This window comes from Youxingia wuxianensis (genome assembly GCF_014385085.1).
Taxonomy (GTDB): Bacteria; Bacillota; Clostridia; order Oscillospirales; family Ruminococcaceae; genus Youxingia; species Youxingia wuxianensis.
The window spans coordinates 140,464-157,962 of sequence record NZ_JACRTD010000002.1; the positions used below are offsets into that span (position 1 = coordinate 140,464).

14 protein-coding genes are annotated in these 17,499 nt (G+C 45.0%); 7 read left to right on the forward strand and 7 right to left on the reverse strand.

Annotated features, from left to right (window positions below):
* The first annotated feature begins 145 nt into the window (after positions 1-145).
* Entirely contained in the window at positions 146-724 is a 579-nt protein-coding gene (locus H8705_RS02965; RefSeq protein WP_262394372.1) for a TetR/AcrR family transcriptional regulator, read from the forward strand.
* 56 nt (positions 725-780) lie between these two features.
* Here the strand turns inward: H8705_RS02965 and guaA are convergent, their stop codons facing one another.
* Positions 781-2,313 carry a glutamine-hydrolyzing GMP synthase gene (gene guaA / locus H8705_RS02970; RefSeq protein WP_262394373.1) on the reverse strand — a complete coding sequence of 511 codons (1,533 nt, stop codon included), beginning with the start codon at positions 2,311-2,313 and terminating at the stop codon, positions 781-783.
* 167 nt (positions 2,314-2,480) lie between these two features.
* Here guaA and H8705_RS02975 point away from each other — a divergent pair, with 167 nt between their 5' ends.
* The 3 genes from H8705_RS02975 to H8705_RS02985 all read left to right on the forward strand — a co-directional run bounded on the left by H8705_RS02975 (position 2,481) and on the right by H8705_RS02985 (position 4,874).
* Positions 2,481-3,728, forward strand: a complete 1,248-nt coding sequence (locus H8705_RS02975) for an Ig-like domain-containing protein (RefSeq protein WP_262394374.1) — start codon at positions 2,481-2,483, stop codon at positions 3,726-3,728.
* Positions 3,729-3,808: 80 nt separating this feature from the next.
* Positions 3,809-4,015, forward strand: a complete 207-nt coding sequence (locus H8705_RS02980; RefSeq protein ID WP_262394375.1) for a DUF378 domain-containing protein — start codon at positions 3,809-3,811, stop codon at positions 4,013-4,015.
* Between the two features lie 127 nt (positions 4,016-4,142).
* On the forward strand, positions 4,143-4,874 hold the full coding sequence (locus tag H8705_RS02985; RefSeq protein WP_262394376.1) for a DUF1638 domain-containing protein: 732 nt from the start codon (positions 4,143-4,145) through the stop codon (positions 4,872-4,874).
* 46 nt (positions 4,875-4,920) lie between these two features.
* On the opposite strand, the gene H8705_RS02990 is transcribed toward H8705_RS02985, so the two are convergent.
* Both H8705_RS02990 and pyk read right to left on the reverse strand, forming a co-directional pair.
* Positions 4,921-5,790, reverse strand: coding sequence for a class B sortase (locus H8705_RS02990; protein ID WP_262394377.1), 870 nt, complete (start codon positions 5,788-5,790; stop codon positions 4,921-4,923).
* A gap of 63 nt (positions 5,791-5,853) precedes the next feature.
* Complete coding sequence (pyk, locus tag H8705_RS02995; RefSeq protein ID WP_262394378.1) at positions 5,854-7,602, reverse strand: pyruvate kinase; 1,749 nt, start codon at positions 7,600-7,602, stop codon at positions 5,854-5,856.
* Positions 7,603-7,969: 367 nt separating this feature from the next.
* Here pyk and H8705_RS03000 point away from each other — a divergent pair, with 367 nt between their 5' ends.
* Genes H8705_RS03000 through H8705_RS03010 form a run of 3 tightly spaced genes read left to right on the forward strand, consistent with a single transcriptional unit; the run spans position 7,970 to position 11,565 of the window.
* Entirely contained in the window at positions 7,970-8,335 is a 366-nt protein-coding gene (locus H8705_RS03000; protein WP_262394379.1) for a GntR family transcriptional regulator, read from the forward strand.
* A 4-nt stretch (positions 8,336-8,339) separates the two neighbouring features.
* On the forward strand, positions 8,340-9,242 hold the full coding sequence (locus H8705_RS03005; RefSeq protein WP_262394380.1) for an ABC transporter ATP-binding protein: 903 nt from the start codon (positions 8,340-8,342) through the stop codon (positions 9,240-9,242).
* On the forward strand, positions 9,217-11,565 hold the full coding sequence (locus H8705_RS03010; protein WP_262394381.1) for an ABC transporter permease: 2,349 nt from the start codon (positions 9,217-9,219) through the stop codon (positions 11,563-11,565). The genes H8705_RS03005 and H8705_RS03010 overlap by 26 nt, the downstream gene beginning before the upstream one ends.
* A 77-nt stretch (positions 11,566-11,642) precedes the next feature.
* Here H8705_RS03010 and cls read toward each other — a convergent pair whose 3' ends face one another.
* The 4 genes from cls to H8705_RS03030 form a co-directional block, all read right to left on the reverse strand.
* Complete coding sequence (gene cls, locus H8705_RS03015; protein ID WP_262394382.1) at positions 11,643-13,172, reverse strand: cardiolipin synthase; 1,530 nt, start codon at positions 13,170-13,172, stop codon at positions 11,643-11,645.
* 166 nt (positions 13,173-13,338) lie between these two features.
* Positions 13,339-14,346, reverse strand: a complete 1,008-nt coding sequence (gene galE / locus H8705_RS03020) for a UDP-glucose 4-epimerase GalE (RefSeq protein ID WP_262394383.1) — start codon at positions 14,344-14,346, stop codon at positions 13,339-13,341.
* Positions 14,347-14,497: 151 nt separating this feature from the next.
* Complete coding sequence (locus H8705_RS03025) at positions 14,498-15,472, reverse strand: ComEC/Rec2 family competence protein (protein WP_262394384.1); 975 nt, start codon at positions 15,470-15,472, stop codon at positions 14,498-14,500.
* 25 nt (positions 15,473-15,497) lie between these two features.
* On the reverse strand, positions 15,498-17,495 hold the full coding sequence (locus tag H8705_RS03030) for a YgiQ family radical SAM protein (RefSeq protein ID WP_262394385.1): 1,998 nt from the start codon (positions 17,493-17,495) through the stop codon (positions 15,498-15,500).
* Positions 17,496-17,499 lie beyond the last annotated feature (4 nt).

The following is a 17,499-nucleotide window of genomic DNA, read 5'->3' on the forward strand; positions in this document are numbered from 1 at the left end:
ATAATAAATTATAGATCAAATGTTGATTTTTTGTCTGATGTATATTATAATACGTATTAGAAAGCAACACAATAACCAATAATGCAAAAAATGTTAATTAATAGACGAATTTATAGAAAATGTTGTTAAGCTTTTAGGAGAGGAAATGAGTAATATGTATAGGTCTACGGAGGACAGGCGTATCCGCCGCACAAAAAGAATGCTGCAGCAGGCCTTAGCGAAATTAATGTCCCAAAAGGAATTTAAGGACATTACAGTAAAGGATATTACTGATCTTGCCGATTTAAACCGCAGCACTTTTTATCTTCATTATCAGGATACCTATGATCTGCTGGAAAAGGTAGAAAACGAAATGATCGGACGGTTTGAGGAGATGGTTGATGACTACCACTCCACCCCTAACAACTTTTCCGTATATAAGATTGTGGATCAGGCGTTTGACTATTTGGAAGAAAATATGGAGATCTGTCGGCCGCTTTTTTTAAGTAACACCAATTCCCCATTTTTAGAAAAACTGATGAATGTTATTATCGAAAAAGGGTTTACCCGGCAAAAGGAAGTCCGCGGAGATGTGGATCCAGAAAAACTTGATTATCAGCTTCAATTTCTGGCTTATGGTATTGTAGGCGCTCTGCGCAAATGGTTCCGGGAGGAAGGCTACCTTTCCAAGGAGCAAATCGTAAATTTGCTGGATCAGATGATTACTGGTGTAATGGAAATTTAAAAGCGGACAAGGCCTGGCTTTCAAAGAATGAAAGCCAGGCCTTGTTATTTATTTTATTATTCCCACTCAATAGTCGCTGGAGGTTTTGAGGTAATATCATAACACACGCGGTTAATGCCCCGTACTTCATTGACGATCCGATTGCTTGCTGCCTCCAAAACATCATAAGGAATATGCGCCCAATCCGCCGTCATAAAATCAGTAGTGGTGACCGCACGCAAAGCGATGGTGTAATCATAAGTACGGCCATCTCCCATAACGCCTACGGAACGCATATTTGTCAAAACAGCAAAATATTGGTTAATGCTCCGGTCTAAGCCCGCTTTGGCAATTTCTTCCCGGAAGATCCAATCCGCTTCCTGCAAGGTAAGCAGCTTGTTTTCAGTGATTTCGCCGATAATACGGATGGCCAGCCCCGGACCCGGGAACGGCTGACGGTACACCAAATAATCCGGAAGCCCCAGTTCTTTTCCTAACGCTCGCACTTCGTCTTTAAATAATAACCGCAACGGTTCGATAATCTCTTTGAAATCTACGTAATCGGGGAGGCCGCCTACATTGTGATGGCTTTTGATCACCGCGGCATCGCCAGCTCCGGATTCGATGACATCCGGATAGATAGTGCCTTGGACTAAATAATCTACCTTGCCGATTTTTTTCGCTTCATCTTCGAATACCCGGATAAATTCTTCTCCGATCATTTTTCGCTTGGTTTCCGGGTCAGAAATACCAGCCAATTTACAGAGGAAGCGTTCCTTAGCGTTGACCCGGACAAAATTAATATTCCGATCTTTGAAAGCCGCCTGAACTTCGTCCCCTTCATTTTTACGCATAAAGCCGTGATCCACAAAAATACAGGTGAGCTGATTGCCCACTGCTTTGGAGAGCAAAGCAGCTGCTACGGAACTGTCCACACCGCCGGAAAGAGCCAACAGCACCTTACCATCGCCGATTTTTTCCCGTAAAGTATGGATGGTATTTTTTGCGTAATCACCCATCGTCCAGTCGCCTTTTGCGCCGCATACGTTAAACAGGAAATTTCTCAGCATAGAAATTCCGTTTTGTGTGTGCAGAACTTCCGGATGAAATTGCATACCGTATAATTTTTCCTTTGGGTTTTCCATTGCCGCAGTCGGGCAATCCGCAGTATGAGCGCTTACCTTAAAGCCTTCCGGAAGCCGATCGATATAATCGGTATGACTCATCCAAGAGATGCCTTCCTCAGGAAGCCCTTGGAAAAGGGCGCAGTCAGTATGGTAGTATGTATGGGTTTTTCCATACTCACGTTTTTCAGGACTGGTTACATGGCCACCTAAGATGTGTGCCATTAACTGTGTGCCATAACAAATTCCAAGGACAGGAATCCCTTGTTGGAAGATTTTCTTCTCCACCTTAGGGGAGTTTTCCAAATACACGCTGTTCGGCCCGCCGGTAAAGATAATACCAATCGGATTTTTTGCCAAAATTTCGTCCAGAGGGGTTTTATAAGGCAAAACTTCGCAGTAAACAGAACATTCGCGCACCCGGCGTGCGATTAATTGATTATATTGCCCACCAAAATCCAGGACAATTACCGTTTGATGTTTCATTTACACCCATTCCTTTATCTTTCATAATTACCAAAAACATATAAATATATTTTGCCATATTACCCGTTAAATTACAAGAGCTGGAAATGGTAAATTCTTTCACGAATAGGAAAATTTCTTTCACACAAACTGAGAATGGAAATTTATCGATGAAAGGGATATGAAAGATGAAACGACTCCTATTGATTTTAGGCTGCGTTTTAACTGCGTTGTTTTCTATCGCGCCAAATACATTGGCCCAGGAGCTTTGGCGGCCTACCCTAGCCAAACCAAAACAAAAACAAATTACCATGACCGCTGCTAAAGGCTCAGAAGTTCGTTTTTCTACCCAGGACTTGGAACGGCGCATGGGAATAGAAGAAAATGAGCTGGGAGGACTTACCATAACTTCACTGCCAAATGAAAACCAAGGGGTACTTTGGCTGGGAAACCGCCCTGTGAACCAATATCAAAGTCTCACCCGAGAGCAAATAAACCAATTGGTTTTTGCTCCAGCAAAAGCGGAAACAGAGGTCTCTTTGGGATTTATTCCTTTGGCTCAGGATGCTGCCGCCACAATCGTAAATATCAACATGACCGACAGCTACAATAATCCGCCGGTGCTTTCCTCACAAGTATATGAAACTATGTGCGAAACCCCATTGGCAGTATATTTGGACGGGTATGATCCAGAAGGGGATGCAATTGCCATAGAACAATGTGACAAACCAAAGAAAGGCACAGTACAGTTTGATGGCTTTTCTATGACCTATGCCCCTTATCCAGGAAAAAGTGGAACCGATACTTTTACCATCCGGGCGGTGGATCAGTGGGGAAACTACTCAAAGGATGCACAGATAAAAATTAAAATTAATAAAAACTATACTGGTTTTCGATTTGCAGATATGCACTTGAACCCATCGGAATACGCCGCTATGCAGCTTCATAAAAATGGCGTAATGACAGGAGAAATCACAGGAAACAGCGCTTTGTTTTATCCAAAGGAATTGATGAAGGGCGCAGATTTCCTAATCCATCTGCTGGCGGCGGCTGGAATGGATAAAGACTTGCCTTCTTGTATCAATACCGGCCTTTCTAACGATGGGCAGATTGATCTATGGCTTAAACCTTACGTGAAAAAGGCCATGGAGGAAGGGATTATCAAAGAATCTACATTTTCCGCAAATGATACGCTGCTTCGGGGGCAGGCGGTGATGTATGTTTCCCGAGCGGCAAAAATTGAAGATGTAAAAATGTATTCTCTGCGCTTAGGAGATCTGGATAAAACTCCCGCTTGGGCGATCCCATATTATATGAACCTCGCCGCTTATAAAATGCTGGATCTACCGGACAACCAGGCCAATGCTACTGGAAGTCTGACACGGCAATACTCAGCGGATTTGTTATGGCAGTTATATAAATACTGCCATAAATAGGGGGCTGCTCCCTTTTTGTGAATATTCCTGTTTTTATTTGATCATACTAATTGTGAAAACCTTTAGAGGAGGAATTAATTTTGCTAGATAAAATCGCGCTCGCTCTGACAATTATTGGCGGTATCAACTGGGGGCTTATCGGTATTTTCCAGTTTGACTTGGTAGCCTGGATTTTTGGCGGGCAGGGCAGCATCTTCAGCCGGATTATTTATACACTGGTTGCACTTGGCGCTATCTGGTCCATTTCTCTGCTTTTTAAAAACGACTCATCACGTGAACTTAGATAGACCTCTCCCAACAAAAAAAACAGCCGCAGTGCGGCTGTTTTTTCGTTTTTAGTTGTCAGTTACCTGAAAAAATGCTATCTTTAATAAGAAAGCCGTATTTGCCAAGGATTGCTCAGGAGGGGAGAAGATGCGTTTAGCCGTGATTGCCTGCCAGGTATTTAATCGGGAATTAAGCCGGGCAGTGTCCCAAAGCAAACATACCTGTACTGTTTTCTGGCAGCCTCAGGGACTTCATGACACTCCGCAAATTCTGCGGCAGAAGATCCGTGAGTGTGTGGAAACCATCGAAAGGCACAATAAAACGGCGCCTTCCTACCGTAAATTTGATGCCATTGCCTTGTGCTATGGAATGTGCGGAACGGGCGTGTGTGAAATTGCTTCTCAAAGCATTCCTATCGTAGTTCCCCGTACGGATGACTGTATTGGAATCTTGCTGGGATCCCAATCCTATTACCGGCAAATTTTTTCCCAAAAACCGGGGATTTTTTGGTACAGCGACGGCTGGATCGAATTTGGAAACACCCCTTCGCAGCAGTACTATCAAACCAAGCGGGAAGACTACGCCTCCCGCTACGGAGAAGAAAATGCCCGATACCTGTTAGAACAGGAAAACACCTGGATTAAGAAATATCAAAACCTGATCTATATTGCCTCCCCCTATGAGCACCGCCGGGACCACGAGGAATATGCCCGGCGCACAGCAAAGACTTTTGGATGGGAGTTTTCCATTCAGCAGGGAAGGGAGGATTTGCTTCGGGATCTGGTGAACGCCTGCTGGGAGAAAGAACGATTTTTATACTGTCCGCCTGGCAAGACCATCTCTCAAAGTTTTGAAGACAGCTTATTTTGCCTTAAATAAAAATCCGCCGCAATGATACGTCATTGCGGCGGGTTTCTTTTGCCGATTATTTAAACTGAGGAGCCTTTGGATTGGGGTTCTTTTCTACATCAACGGTGGCCTCGATTTTTTCACCGGGGCGCACCAGACGTGCCATAATCACAAACCGCTGATCCTCACGGGAACCATATACATAGGTACAGGTAGAAAGCGTAAGGAGCTTATCAGTAGCGTTAACGTCCACGTCATAGTTAAATTGAGAACGTTCTTTCGCCTCATTTACCAGGTTCAGGAAATCCGCGCCTTTTACATGAGGGTTGATATAGCTCAGATTGGTATCGGTATAGAATACGGCAAACACCTTCCAAGCCATATTATCTTCCGGAGTAGACAGATAGATATAAGGGTTATTTTTTGCAAAATCAATATCCAGGAACTTTTTCAGCTGGGAGAATTTTAACCCTTCCGGATTATCGTCCATGCTGTGTCCATAGATAATAGTATCTTTTGCCATAGCGTTTCTGTCACCGAAAGTACATTCATAGTCGGCATAGTAACAGCCATACCAGTTATAAGCCTTGGTGATATCCCGGCGCAAATAATAGTCGTTGTCTGTGGTATGTAGCACTTCGTTATCAATAGTAGTGTTGGGGATATTTAGCCAGCCAACAACATCATTATTCTGGTTATAAGCAGTATTGATCTTTTCCAGCAGATCGGGGGTCGGCAGTTCCGGCTCGTTGATAGCGCCTAAATCCACTTCAGGAAGCGGATTAATAAACGCCGGCAGTCCGGAAGAACTATCCGAAACGTCCGAAGAGGAAGAGCTGTCGTCGGAAGGCTGGGGTGTTCTGTCGCCGCAGGCGGCGAAAGACAACAGCATAACCAACGCCAAAAGAAGAGCGATTGTTCGTGTTAAAACGTATGAATGTTTCATAGACAGACTCCTTTAAAGCACACTAAAATTTACAAAAGTATAAACATTGCCGCGGCGGGACAGCTATTTGGATTTTGCGTTGCTTACAATCCCACGTTCGGCGTCAATTTCCACCTGAGTAGAACTTTTCAGGATAGAAGTGGCATTTGTGGCGCCTACCACTACCGGAATATCCAAAGCTAATCCAACAATAGCGGCATGGGAATTGAATCCGCCGGTTTCCGTAACAATGCCGGAAGCCTTTTTCAAAATAGGCAAAAGATTATTTGACGTCTGGGGAATTACCAAAATATCCCCGTCGACAAAATTTTCTAACGCCTCTTCCTCCGAATGGGCCACACAAACCCGGCCTATAGAGGATTTTTTATTAACACCCTGACCGCTGACCAGAATATCGCCAACCACATGCACTTTCAGCATATTGGTGGTGCCGGTAACGCCCAGAGGAATGCCCGCGGTAATAACCACAATATCTCCATCCTGTACATAGCCGGCGTTCTTCACCACTTCTACCGCATGGGAAAACAATTCGTCCGTATCGTCTTTTACCTGGGATTTTAGCGGAGTAACCCCCCAGGAAAGGCTAAGCTGACGGTAGGTTTGATCCAAATGGGTGCAAGCCAACACCGGGATGTCGGGACGGTATTTGCTGAGCATCCGGGCAGTAGTCCCGGACCAGGTGACTGTAATAATTGCCTTTGCCCCCAGATCGTACGCTGTAGTACAGGTAGCATGGGAGATAGCGTTGGTTACATCCGGCAAATTGTCGCCGCTGCGGGAAAAAAACCGCTTGCGGTAATCAATGTCATTTTCTGTGCGCTGTGCAATGGCCGCCATTGTTTTCACCGCTTCTACCGGGAACTGGCCGGCGGCAGTTTCTCCGGAAAGCATGATAGCGCTGGTGCCGTCATAAATGGCGTTAGCTACGTCCGCAGCTTCCGCCCGGGTAGGACGGGGATTGTGCATCATACTCTCTAACATTTGAGTAGCGGTAATGACCATTTTTCCTGCATTATACGCTTTTTTTATTAAAACTTTCTGGAAAACAGGAACATCTTCCAAAGGAACTTCCACACCCATATCTCCACGGGCTACCATAATTCCGTCGGAAACACGCAGAATTTCATCAATATTCTGGACGCCCTCCAGATTTTCAATCTTGGCAATAATCTTAATTGTATGACAACCCTGCTCATCCAAAAGCTGGCGGATTTCCAGAATATCCTGCGCGCAGCGGGTGAAGGAAGCGGCGATAAAATCAAAGTCGTTTTCCACCCCGAAAATAATATCGCTGCGGTCTTTCTCACTAAGGTATGGCATAGAAAGACGAACGCCCGGTACATTTACCCCCTTGTGATCAGAGATAGGACCGTCGTTCATAATTTCACAGGTTATATCCCAGGGATTTACCTTTACCACTTTTAACTCGATCAGCCCATCTGCCAAGAGAAGGGTATTCCCAGGCTTAACATCGTTTACCAGGCCGGGAAAGGTGATAGAAGCCATGTTCTCATCACCGAGTATTTCTTTTGTGCTCAAGGTAAATGCGTTGCCTTTTTTCAGGAAAGCTTTTCCTTCTTTAAACTTGCCTAAACGTATTTCCGGGCCTTTCGTATCTAAAAGTGTAGCAGTAGGAAGGTTAAGATCCCTTCGAATGCGATCAATTGTTTTATAAGTAGCCAGATGGCTTTCATGGGTCCCGTGGGAGAAGTTAAATCTCGCCACGTCCATCCCTGCGCAGATAAGGCTGTGAATCACCTTTTCATTGTTGCTGGCAGGTCCGAGAGTACAAACAATTTTTGTTTTTCTCATATATGCTCCTACTTTAGTCTTTAGGCTAAGGCGGGCGGGTCCAGCCTCACCAATAAATATAATCCAATTACAACAGTAAAGTCAATGATTCTGACAAATTTGTAACAGTATATTTATAAAATAAATTAGGTCCCAATTATTTTTCCCCAAAATGCAGTAAACATCAAATAAAAATTCCACTATAAAGTATAACATGGATTTTTTCCCTGTCAAACCAATCTGGGGAAATTCAAATAAATTTAATAATTTGCGGTCTTTAGCGAATGTTTTTCTTGCTTTTTTGTAAAAAGATGGTATAATCAAACTGTATTAATTAGACTAATACAGTTGACACGGGAGTAGTATCGTTGGGAATGAGGTGAAAATTGTGCTGCAGCTTGATCTTCAAAGTCGCACGCCAATCTATGAACAGCTAATAACAAAAATGTCGGAAATGATCTCCTTAGGGGTTTTATCCAGCGGGGAACAGCTGCCGTCTGTGCGGGCCTTAGCGCGGGATTTAGGGGTCAACCCAAACACCGTTCAAAAAGCGTACCAAGAACTGGAACGCAATGGAATCATCTATTCCGTTTCTGGAAAGGGTAGTTTTATTGCTAGTGGTAACAGCGCAAACGAAATATTAAAAAAGCAGACGGTTTCAAAAATAACGGAAGCTGTTACTGAGGGAAAGAGGACCGGACTTACCAAACCGCAGGTAATCGGCGTGGTAGAGTTGGTTTATAAGGAGGGCTGAAGAGATGATAAAAGCGACGTCACTTGTAAAATGTTTTGGAGATTTTACCGCCTTATCCGCCCTTACTACCGAAATACATAAAGGTTCTATTTATGGATTGGTAGGCTCCAACGGATCGGGAAAATCTACATTTTTGCGGCTGATTGCCGGGGTATATATGCCCGACGGCGGGACAATAGAAATTGACGGACAGCCGGTATTTGAGAATACGCAGATAAAAGATAAAACCTTCTTTGTGGCGGACGATTTGTATTTTCTTCCGCAGAGCAATATGAACGATATGGCGAAATTTTATAAATCCATTTACTCCACTTTTTCAGAGGAGAAATACGCAAAGCTCTGTACAATTTTCCCCTTGGATCCGAGAAAAAAGATTAATACATTCTCCAAAGGAATGAAACGCCAGGCGGCGATTATTATGGGTCTTGCCAGCCAGCCGGACCTGCTTTTACTGGACGAAGCGTTCGATGGACTGGACCCGATTATCCGCGGCGCGGTACGCAAATTGCTTTCTGATGAAATTGCCAGCCGGGATATGACGGTAATTATCACTTCCCATAATCTAAGAGAGCTGGAAGACCTGTGCGATCATGTGGGGCTTTTGCACAAAGGGGAAATTATGTTTGAGCGTGAGATTGACGAACTCAAGCTGGGCTTTTGCAAGGTACATGCGGCCTTTAACCCGATGATCCCCCTGGAAGAATTTAAAAAAGATTTGAGTATTATGCAAATCAGCGCTACCGGAAGCTTGATTAATATGGTGGTGCGGGGGATCAGCAGTGAGGTATCCGAATATCTTTTAGAAAAAGGCGCCTTGTTTGCGGAAGGGGTTCCTCTTACATTGGAAGAGGTATTTATTCATGAAATGGAGGCGGTAGGCTATGACTACAACAACATCATTTTCTGATCAAAAAAGATTTTCTCAGTTATACCGTGCCATTTTCCGCCGCAATATTGGATATTTTTCCATGTATGCAGTTATTCTGTTTATTTTCTACCCTCTCCAGTATTTAATCGAAGCGTTTAAATCGTTGAAACACTATGATATAAACGCCTTGACCTTGGCCATGGATCCGTTTGCTTACTATAACTTTAACGGCCTGGGGAAAAACTTTACAGGCGTTTCCAGCGTGTTTGTTACGGTCATTATGGCAGCTATTCCGATTATTTTAGGGCTGATGCTGCAAAGCTATATGCATTCGAAGAAAGCGGCGGATGTGTACCACAGTATGCCGATTAAACGGGAAACCCTGCTTTTAGTCAACGCTATGGTGGCGGTAACCATTATCGCCGTGCCTATGATTGTATATACTTTGCTGATCGCTGTTGTGCAGATCGCGAAATTTGGATTTTTCCCATCGGTGCTCGGTTATATGTGTCTGGACACATTAGGATGGTTAGTCTGTTCTTTTGTCATTTATATTGTTACTGCGCTGGTAGCGGTTTGCGTCGGCACTGTGTTTGATACGTTCGTTTTTACTTGCGTTTTACTTTTTGCCGCTCCGGTGATCAGTGGACTGTATCTTGTCCTGTGCGATATGTTCCTGTTTGGTTTTCGGGCGAATCAGCTGACCAGTTATTTGATTTTTAATTTTTCTCCTATTACCCTGATGCCTTGCCGGCTAGGGTTTTATGAAGGAAGCGACATATATACCCAGGTACTGTTCCACAGCAACATTTCGATTTTACTTATGCTGGTGATCGGATGCGTTCTGTTTGTTTTAGCGGCGCGGCTGTACCGCCGTCGCCACAGTGAGATTGCAGAACAGGCCACCTCTTCTGGAATACTTCCAAAGATTATTATGCTGATAGGAACTGTTGTATGCGGCGTTTGCTTTGGGCTAATTTTCCAGATGGTGGGTGTTAGCGACAACAATAAGCTATCCTTTATTATGTGGACGATTATCGGCGGTTTACTGGCCTACATCATTATGGAAGTCATCTTTAACCGCGGATTTAAGACCTTAGTGCGCAGCCTGCCCCTGGGAGCGGGAATGGTAGTTTTGACCGTAGGACTGATCTCACTGATCTTTACCGGCGGCCTGGGCTATGAGAACCGTATTCCGTCCATAGAGAATATTTCTTCGGTGGAGGTAAATTATAAGGGACGCTACGGAGACAGCGATCCAATGGCTGTAGGTCCTTATATCAGCGACGATGAGGGGCACACTTTTACGAAGAGGCTTGCTACCATTACTTTGGAACAAAAGGAAAACATTGAAACTTTGCGCTTGTTCCATCAGGATGTTACTGGAAAAAAATACGGCAGCCAGTGGAGCTCCCGTAAGAATGTGCCGGACGATGTGAGTATGGTATATCCTAATATTGTTATCACGTATCATCTGTCCAACGGTCGTACGCTTACTAGAGCTTATGATTCCTGCGATGTAGAAAGCATGATGCTGCTGGCTCCCTTGGAAACACAGCCGGAACTTCTCTATCAAGCCTATCCCGCATTCTACACCGAACCGGAAAATATTGTGGAATGGTACGTCCAGGATATGTTTGGATCTAAGGAGATGAAGCAGATTTATTCGCAGGCGGACAGCGCGAAACTCTTGGAGGCAATTCGTACGGATATTTCCGCTCTCACCTTAGAGCAGCTGAGCGATCCCAAAGATTCCCCGATTGGAATCCTTTCCTTTAATGCCCAGTTGCCCAAGCAGGGCAGTGAGCGCTGCAGCACCGGAGGCTACTTTATCATTTCCAGCCGGGAACAGGAAACGTATAAATTCCTAAAGTCGAAAGGCGTTATTGATGAAATTACTCCCGACCTTAGCAAGGTCAAGGGCGTTGTGGTCAGTGTCAGCAGCGGCAACTATTATCGTTATGGGTCGGCGATCAGCGCGCTTTATCAAATTTCCCCGGACTATAATGAGTTCTATTCTGCTGACTATGACAATATAAAAGACAGCATCCAGGAACGTATCCGGATGATCAAGGAAGACGCAAAAATGAAAGAGCAGACTGTGACGGAAGAAGTCTATGTTGAGGACCGTGCGGTTGCCGCGGCTTCTTATTATGGCGATCTGGAACAGGTATTTGAGAATGAGGCGGATATCCGCGTCCTGGCACAGGCGGTTACCGCCACCATACCAGCCAATGAAAAACTGGTATATGCCAACTTCTATTTTGAGGGTACGGCTACAGGAACACCGGTAATGATCCCTTATTCAAAGCTTCCTGCGGAGATTCAAAAACAGCTTGACTACAACGAAATTATCAAATAATCTTTGAAAACTTTTCACTCTCTAACCAAACAAGACGGTCCCCGGCAGCCTGCCGGGGACCGTCTTGTTCTTTACAATTACATCATAGGGGAGAACAGCCGCAGGAAAGAACGAAGAATTTTTTTATAAATTGGAACGGTCTTGTTATAATTTTTGGGGACTTGCCGGCAATGCTCCAGAGTTTTTAAAATATCGTCCCTTACGTCAGCTACCGCTTTGGCGTTATAAAAACATACGCCGCACTCAAAGTGCAGAAAGAAACTTCGGTAATCCATATTAGCGGTGCCCACAATGGCCACGTCATCATCCGATACGAACATTTTAGAATGTATAAAACCTGGGGTGTATTCATAGATACACACCCCGGCGTCCAGAAGGGACTGATAAAAGGATTGGGTAGTTTCATGGACGTACCATTTGTCCGGCACGTGAGGGGTAATAATACGCACATCCGTCCCGCTGCGGGCGGCGATGGAAAGGCAGGTGGCCATCTCATTATCGATAATCAGATAGGGAGTGGTGATATACACATATTTTGTCGCCCGGCTTAAAATTTGCATATAGGCGCATTCCAATACATTGATACCGTTTAGGGGACTGTCGCCGAAGGGCTGGACAAAGCCGTCGCTTTCTGTCCAAAGGGTAGGGTGAAAACGCAAATAATCCCCTTCATCTTCCGTAGGGCAGGTGAAATTCCACAGGGAAAGGAACATAGAGGTCAGATTCCATACGGCGCTTCCCCGCAAAAAGACGCCGGTATCCTTCCAATGACCGTGTTTTTCATAGGCGTTAATATACTCATCCGCAATATTAATCCCGCCGCAAAATCCCACATTGCCGTCGATCACTACAATTTTCCGGTGGTCCCGGAAGTTCATAGAAGAATTTAAATGGGGTTCAAAAGGGTTAAAGACAGCAGCCTTAATTCCAAAATCCATCATCTTTTTATAATAATTGGAAGGCAGCGTTTGAATACAGCCCAGATCATCGTACAGAAAACGTACGTCCAATCCTTCGGCCGCCTTCTGTTTCAAAATTTCAAAAATCGGCTCCCACATTTTGCCTTCCTCTAAAATAAAGAACTCCATAAAGATAAATTTTTCCGCCTTTTCCAGCTCTTCTATCATCCGCTGCCACATCGTTTCTCCCACAGAGAAATATTCCGCTTGGGTATTTTTCCACATAGGATAGTAGGTGGTGTTGGAGATATAGCGGGAAAGAGACGCCAGTTGGGCGTCGATTTTAGAAAGCTCGTCATTATGGGTAAAATCATTGCTGAGAAGGGATTTTTCATATTCCATCGATTGGCTGATACGTTTATGCATTTTTTGGGGCATACTTTTATTTCCAAAAATTAAGTAAAACAGCACGCCGAATACTGGCAAAATTAGGATGAGCACAACCCATGCCAGTTTATAAGAGGGGTTATCGTCCTTAGATACCAGCCATAAGGTGACACAGATACCAAAGAAAGTGAGAAAACCATAAATCCGGCCGGAATATTCCTCGAGAAAGCAAATCGTTCCGAACAAAATCGCCAGCTGCACAATAATCAACAGAGCAAAGATCATAAGCTTTCCTGTAACAATTCTTAAAAACCGTTTCAACCTGGACCCTCCCTGCAAAATTTCCCCAGATAATCTTTCATATGTACAAGATCAGAATAACATTCTGGGTAAATTGTTCAATTATCCTTGTGTAAAAAGAAAACAGCCATATAGCATATTGTATGCTATATGGCTGTTAAAATGGGAGTAGAAATTTACCAAATGATTAAAGTCCATTGGGGTTGTTTTTATTAAAATTCCAAGTGTCCATGCACATATTGTCCAATGTTTTTTTCGCCTGCCAATGAAGCAGCTCTTTCGCCTTTGTAGCATCCGCATAGGAGGTATCAATATCCCCGGCCCGGCGGCCGACAATCTTATGATTGATAAGCTTGCCGCAGGCCTTTTCAAAGGCGTGCATCACATCGAGTACGGAATAACCTACGCCGGTCCCCAAATTAATGGCCTCCACGCCGGTTTTATTCATAATATAATCCAACGCGTTTAAATGGCCCACCGCCAGATCCACCACATGGATGTAATCCCGCACGCCGGTACCATCCGGAGTATCATAATCGTCCCCATAGATACTCAACTGGGGAAGCTTGCCAGTGGCCACCTGGGAGATATAAGGCAGCAGGTTGTTGGGAATACCGTTGGGGTCCTCTCCTAACAGTCCGCTTTCATGGGCGCCGATAGGATTAAAGTACCGAAGCAGAGCTACGCTCCATTCGGGATCAGCCGTATGAAGATCCGTTAAAATCTGTTCGATAAACAGTTTTGTGGTTCCATAGGGGTTGGTGGTAGAAAGAGGCATATCCTCTTTAAAGGGAACCGGATTATGCATTCCATACACAGTAGCGGAAGAGGAGAATACAAACTTTTTACAGCCGTATTTCTCCATTACTTCACAGAGGATTACTGTACCGGTAATGTTGTTATGATAATACTTCAATGGAACATGTACGGATTCCCCCACCGCCTTCAGTCCCGCGAAATGAATGACAGAATCAATTTTATTTTCCTGGAAGATGGTTTCCATCCCATCCCGGTCAAGCATATCTGTTTCATAAAATTTAAAATCTTTTTTGGTAATTTGTTTTATCCGGCGCAAAGCCTCCGGTTTCGAATTGACGAAATTATCCATGACAACAATCTCACGTCCAGCGTTCAGAAGCTCCACGCAGGTGTGGGAACCGATATATCCAGCACCGCCAGTGACTAAAATTGACATAATCGTTCACTCCTTATCTGTTGACAATAAACCGTGGTGAATTGCGGTTGTTCCTGTGATTTAAGTATACGTTTCCAGAAAGGGAAATGTCAATGCGATTTTACAATCAGGAAACAAATATCCATAAATTCGCAACATAAATACAATATAATTACCGCGAAGTAAAAACAGTAATATTTTCTCCATCGCTGCCAAAAACTATACTTCCGTTTAAATCTGTTCGATAAATGTTGACTCCTTGCTCTTTGAGACGGCCGAGTACAGTCTGAGATGGATGGCCAAAGGCATTATCTCTGCCGCAGGAGATCACTCCAATCGAAGGAGAAACCGCCGTCAACCATTCTTGCTGGGTAGAGGTGTCGCTTCCATGATGCCCCACATCCAGCACATTGCTTGGCAGAGCCTGCGCCCAGCGGCAAAGCAGGTCATTTTCCTCTCTTGCTCCACAGTCTCCGGTAAATAAAAAGGAGCACTTGTTATAAACCAGCCGAGAAACAATGGAGTTTTCATTTAAATCCGTTGGATCGCTTTTCACAGGGCCCAGGATGGTAAAGCAAATTTCTTCTCCCAGAAAATAACTATCCCCAGGCCGGGCAGCAGTAATAGAAAGGCCGATTTCCGAAAGCTTGTCCAAAAGATTTTCAAATCCTTGGTCGCTAGGAAGAAGCTCCTTATTTAATTCAGGCATCATAAGTTTTTTGACAGGTAACTTCTCCAACAGATAGGCCATCCCGCCCATATGATCAGAATGAGGATGGGTAATCACCGCAAGATCGAGAGAAGATACGTTTTGGGCCGCAAGATAAGTCAGCAGACGTTCGCTTTGATCCGCTTCTCCTGTGTCAATTAGTACGTTGGCGGTAGGGGTTTTGATTAAAATGGACTTTCCCTGTCCCACATCGATAAAATGCACCTGCAGCTCACCCTGCGCCTGTATCATATCGGTAGAAAGCCCCAGTTTTATGTACAAGGTATTGAGCAGGCGGCCAATCCCATCCGACATGGAAGTTAGGCTCTGTATAGGCCCGCCCAATAGTTGATTGCCGCCCAACACAGCAAAATACAAAGTCACAAGCACCAGGAGGATGATGATTATTTTTAGCAGGGGTAATTTTTTCTTTCCCAAAACTTACCCTCCTCACGAAAGAAAGTCAGCGCTTTCCTTTTTTGGCATATCGGCTGTTTTTTCCGGTTTTAGGGGTGCCTGCGGGCGCCGAACGTCCGCGGCCCCGCCGCCCATAAAAAGCGGGGTCCCTTTGATCTTTACCTTTCTCTTTGGAAGAGCCGCTGTTTTTTTCAGCGCGGACGTTTTTCGCGCCTTGGGCGCGGCCAGCGCTGGAAGCAGCGCCGGCGCCCGCATGGGAACGCTCTGGTGGGATCAGGCAGCCAGGGCCGGAGCCGATTAAATCTTCCCGTCCTGCCTTGTGAAGTGCTGTTGCTACTGCCCGGCGGTTCTCCGGCTTAAAATATTGAAGCAAGGAACGCTGAAGCCACTTTTCTTCTTGGGTAGTGGGTACAAACACTGGTTTTAAGGTGTATGGGTCCAGTCCAGTATAAAACATACAGGTAGAAACCGTGCCTGGGGTGGGATAGAAATCTTGGACCTGTTCTGGACGGATATGATGCTTTTTTAAAAACACCGCCAAATTAACCGCATCTTGTAAAGTGGAGCCAGGATGGGAGGAAATAAGATACGGAACAAGATATTGTTCTTTTCCCACTTCCTTTGTAAGCCGATAAAAACGCTCGGAAAATCTTTCATAAACCTCAATATGAGGTTTTCCCATACAATCCAGCACATTAGGGCTGCAATGCTCAGGGGCAACCTTCAGCTGTCCGCTTACATGAAACTCTATTAATTCCCGCATAAAAGTGTCGTCTTTTTCCAGCATCATATAATCATACCGCAGACCCGAACGGACAAATACTTTTTTTATACCTTTAATAGAGCGCAGCTTACGTAAAAGATCAAGATACTCCCTATGATCCACCACTAGATTAGGACATGGCTTGGGCGCTAAACATTTGCGCTGGGCGCACAGTCCATGGAGAAGCTGTTTATCACAGGACGGCCGCCGAAAGTTAGCGGAAGGGCCGCCTACATCACTGATATATCCTTTAAACCGGGGATTTTTAGTAAAGCTTATGGCTTCATCAATTACTGACTGTTCGCTTCGGCAGGTGACAGTACGCCCCTGATGGAAAGCGATAGAACAGAAATTACAGTTTCCAAAACAGCCCCGGTTATGCATAATGGAAAACTCCACTTCCTTAATGGCGTCTACGCCGCCCATAGCTTCATAAGAAGGGTGGTACATCCGTTCAAAAGGCAGTGCGAACACCCGATCTAATTCTTCCTGAGAAAGAGGTTCCATCGGCGGGGTTTGCACCAGGAAAAGGTTATTTCCTTGCTTTTGAATAATATGCTTTCCACGGATATGGTCCTGTTCTTCTATTTCTGTATGAGTGGCTTTCGCATAGGAAAGCTTATTTTCGCTCACTTTAGCAAAAGAGGCTACCGATACTGCATCGGCAGGCAGACCCAACTGGTCGGTAAGATAACATACGCCCCGGCAGCGCACCTGATCAGCCTGGCCGCCCCCGGCTAAATGCCGGGCGATGACTTCCGTTTGTTTTTCCCCCATGCCAAAGATCAGCAGATCCGCTTTACTGTCCACTAAAATGGATGGCATTACCTTGTCGGCCCAGTAGTCGTAATGAGCAAATCGGCGCATGGAAGCTTCTAAACCTCCAATGACAATGTTAGCGTTGGGATACAGCTCCCGCAGCTTATTGCAGTACACAGTTACCGCCCGGTCAGGCCGCTTTCCCGCCTTTCCGCCGGGTGTGTACGCATCGTTTGAACGGCGGCGTTTAGCGGCGGTATAGTGGGCCACCATACTGTCAATATTTCCGCCGTTTACCCAAAAACCGTATTTTGGGGTGCCAAGTTTCTGGAAATCCGACGGCTTTTGAGGATTCGGCTGGGCGATCATCCCCACCCGATAACCCAAAGATTCCAATAAGCGGGAAACAATAGCGATCCCAAAGCTGGGATGATCCACATAAGCGTCGCCGGTGACACAAATAAAATCAAATTCATCCCAGCCCCGTTTTTTCGCTTCCTGCATGGTCATGGGTAAAAACATAAAT

Excerpts from the sequence above, each read along its gene's own strand:
- H8705_RS02965 (WP_262394372.1), top strand. The coding sequence starts at position 146 with ATGAGTAATATGTATAGGTCTACGGAGGACAGGCGTATCCGCCGCACA.
- guaA (WP_262394373.1), bottom strand. The coding sequence starts at position 2,313 with ATGAAACATCAAACGGTAATTGTCCTGGATTTTGGTGGGCAATATAAT.
- H8705_RS02975 (WP_262394374.1), top strand. The coding sequence starts at position 2,481 with ATGAAACGACTCCTATTGATTTTAGGCTGCGTTTTAACTGCGTTGTTT.
- H8705_RS02985 (WP_262394376.1), top strand. The coding sequence starts at position 4,143 with ATGCGTTTAGCCGTGATTGCCTGCCAGGTATTTAATCGGGAATTAAGC.
- H8705_RS02990 (WP_262394377.1), bottom strand. The coding sequence starts at position 5,790 with ATGAAACATTCATACGTTTTAACACGAACAATCGCTCTTCTTTTGGCG.
- pyk (WP_262394378.1), bottom strand. The coding sequence starts at position 7,602 with ATGAGAAAAACAAAAATTGTTTGTACTCTCGGACCTGCCAGCAACAAT.
- H8705_RS03005 (WP_262394380.1), top strand. The coding sequence starts at position 8,340 with ATGATAAAAGCGACGTCACTTGTAAAATGTTTTGGAGATTTTACCGCC.
- H8705_RS03010 (WP_262394381.1), top strand. The coding sequence starts at position 9,217 with ATGACTACAACAACATCATTTTCTGATCAAAAAAGATTTTCTCAGTTA.
- galE (WP_262394383.1), bottom strand. The coding sequence starts at position 14,346 with ATGTCAATTTTAGTCACTGGCGGTGCTGGATATATCGGTTCCCACACC.
- H8705_RS03030 (WP_262394385.1), bottom strand. The coding sequence starts at position 17,495 with ATGTTTTTACCCATGACCATGCAGGAAGCGAAAAAACGGGGCTGGGAT.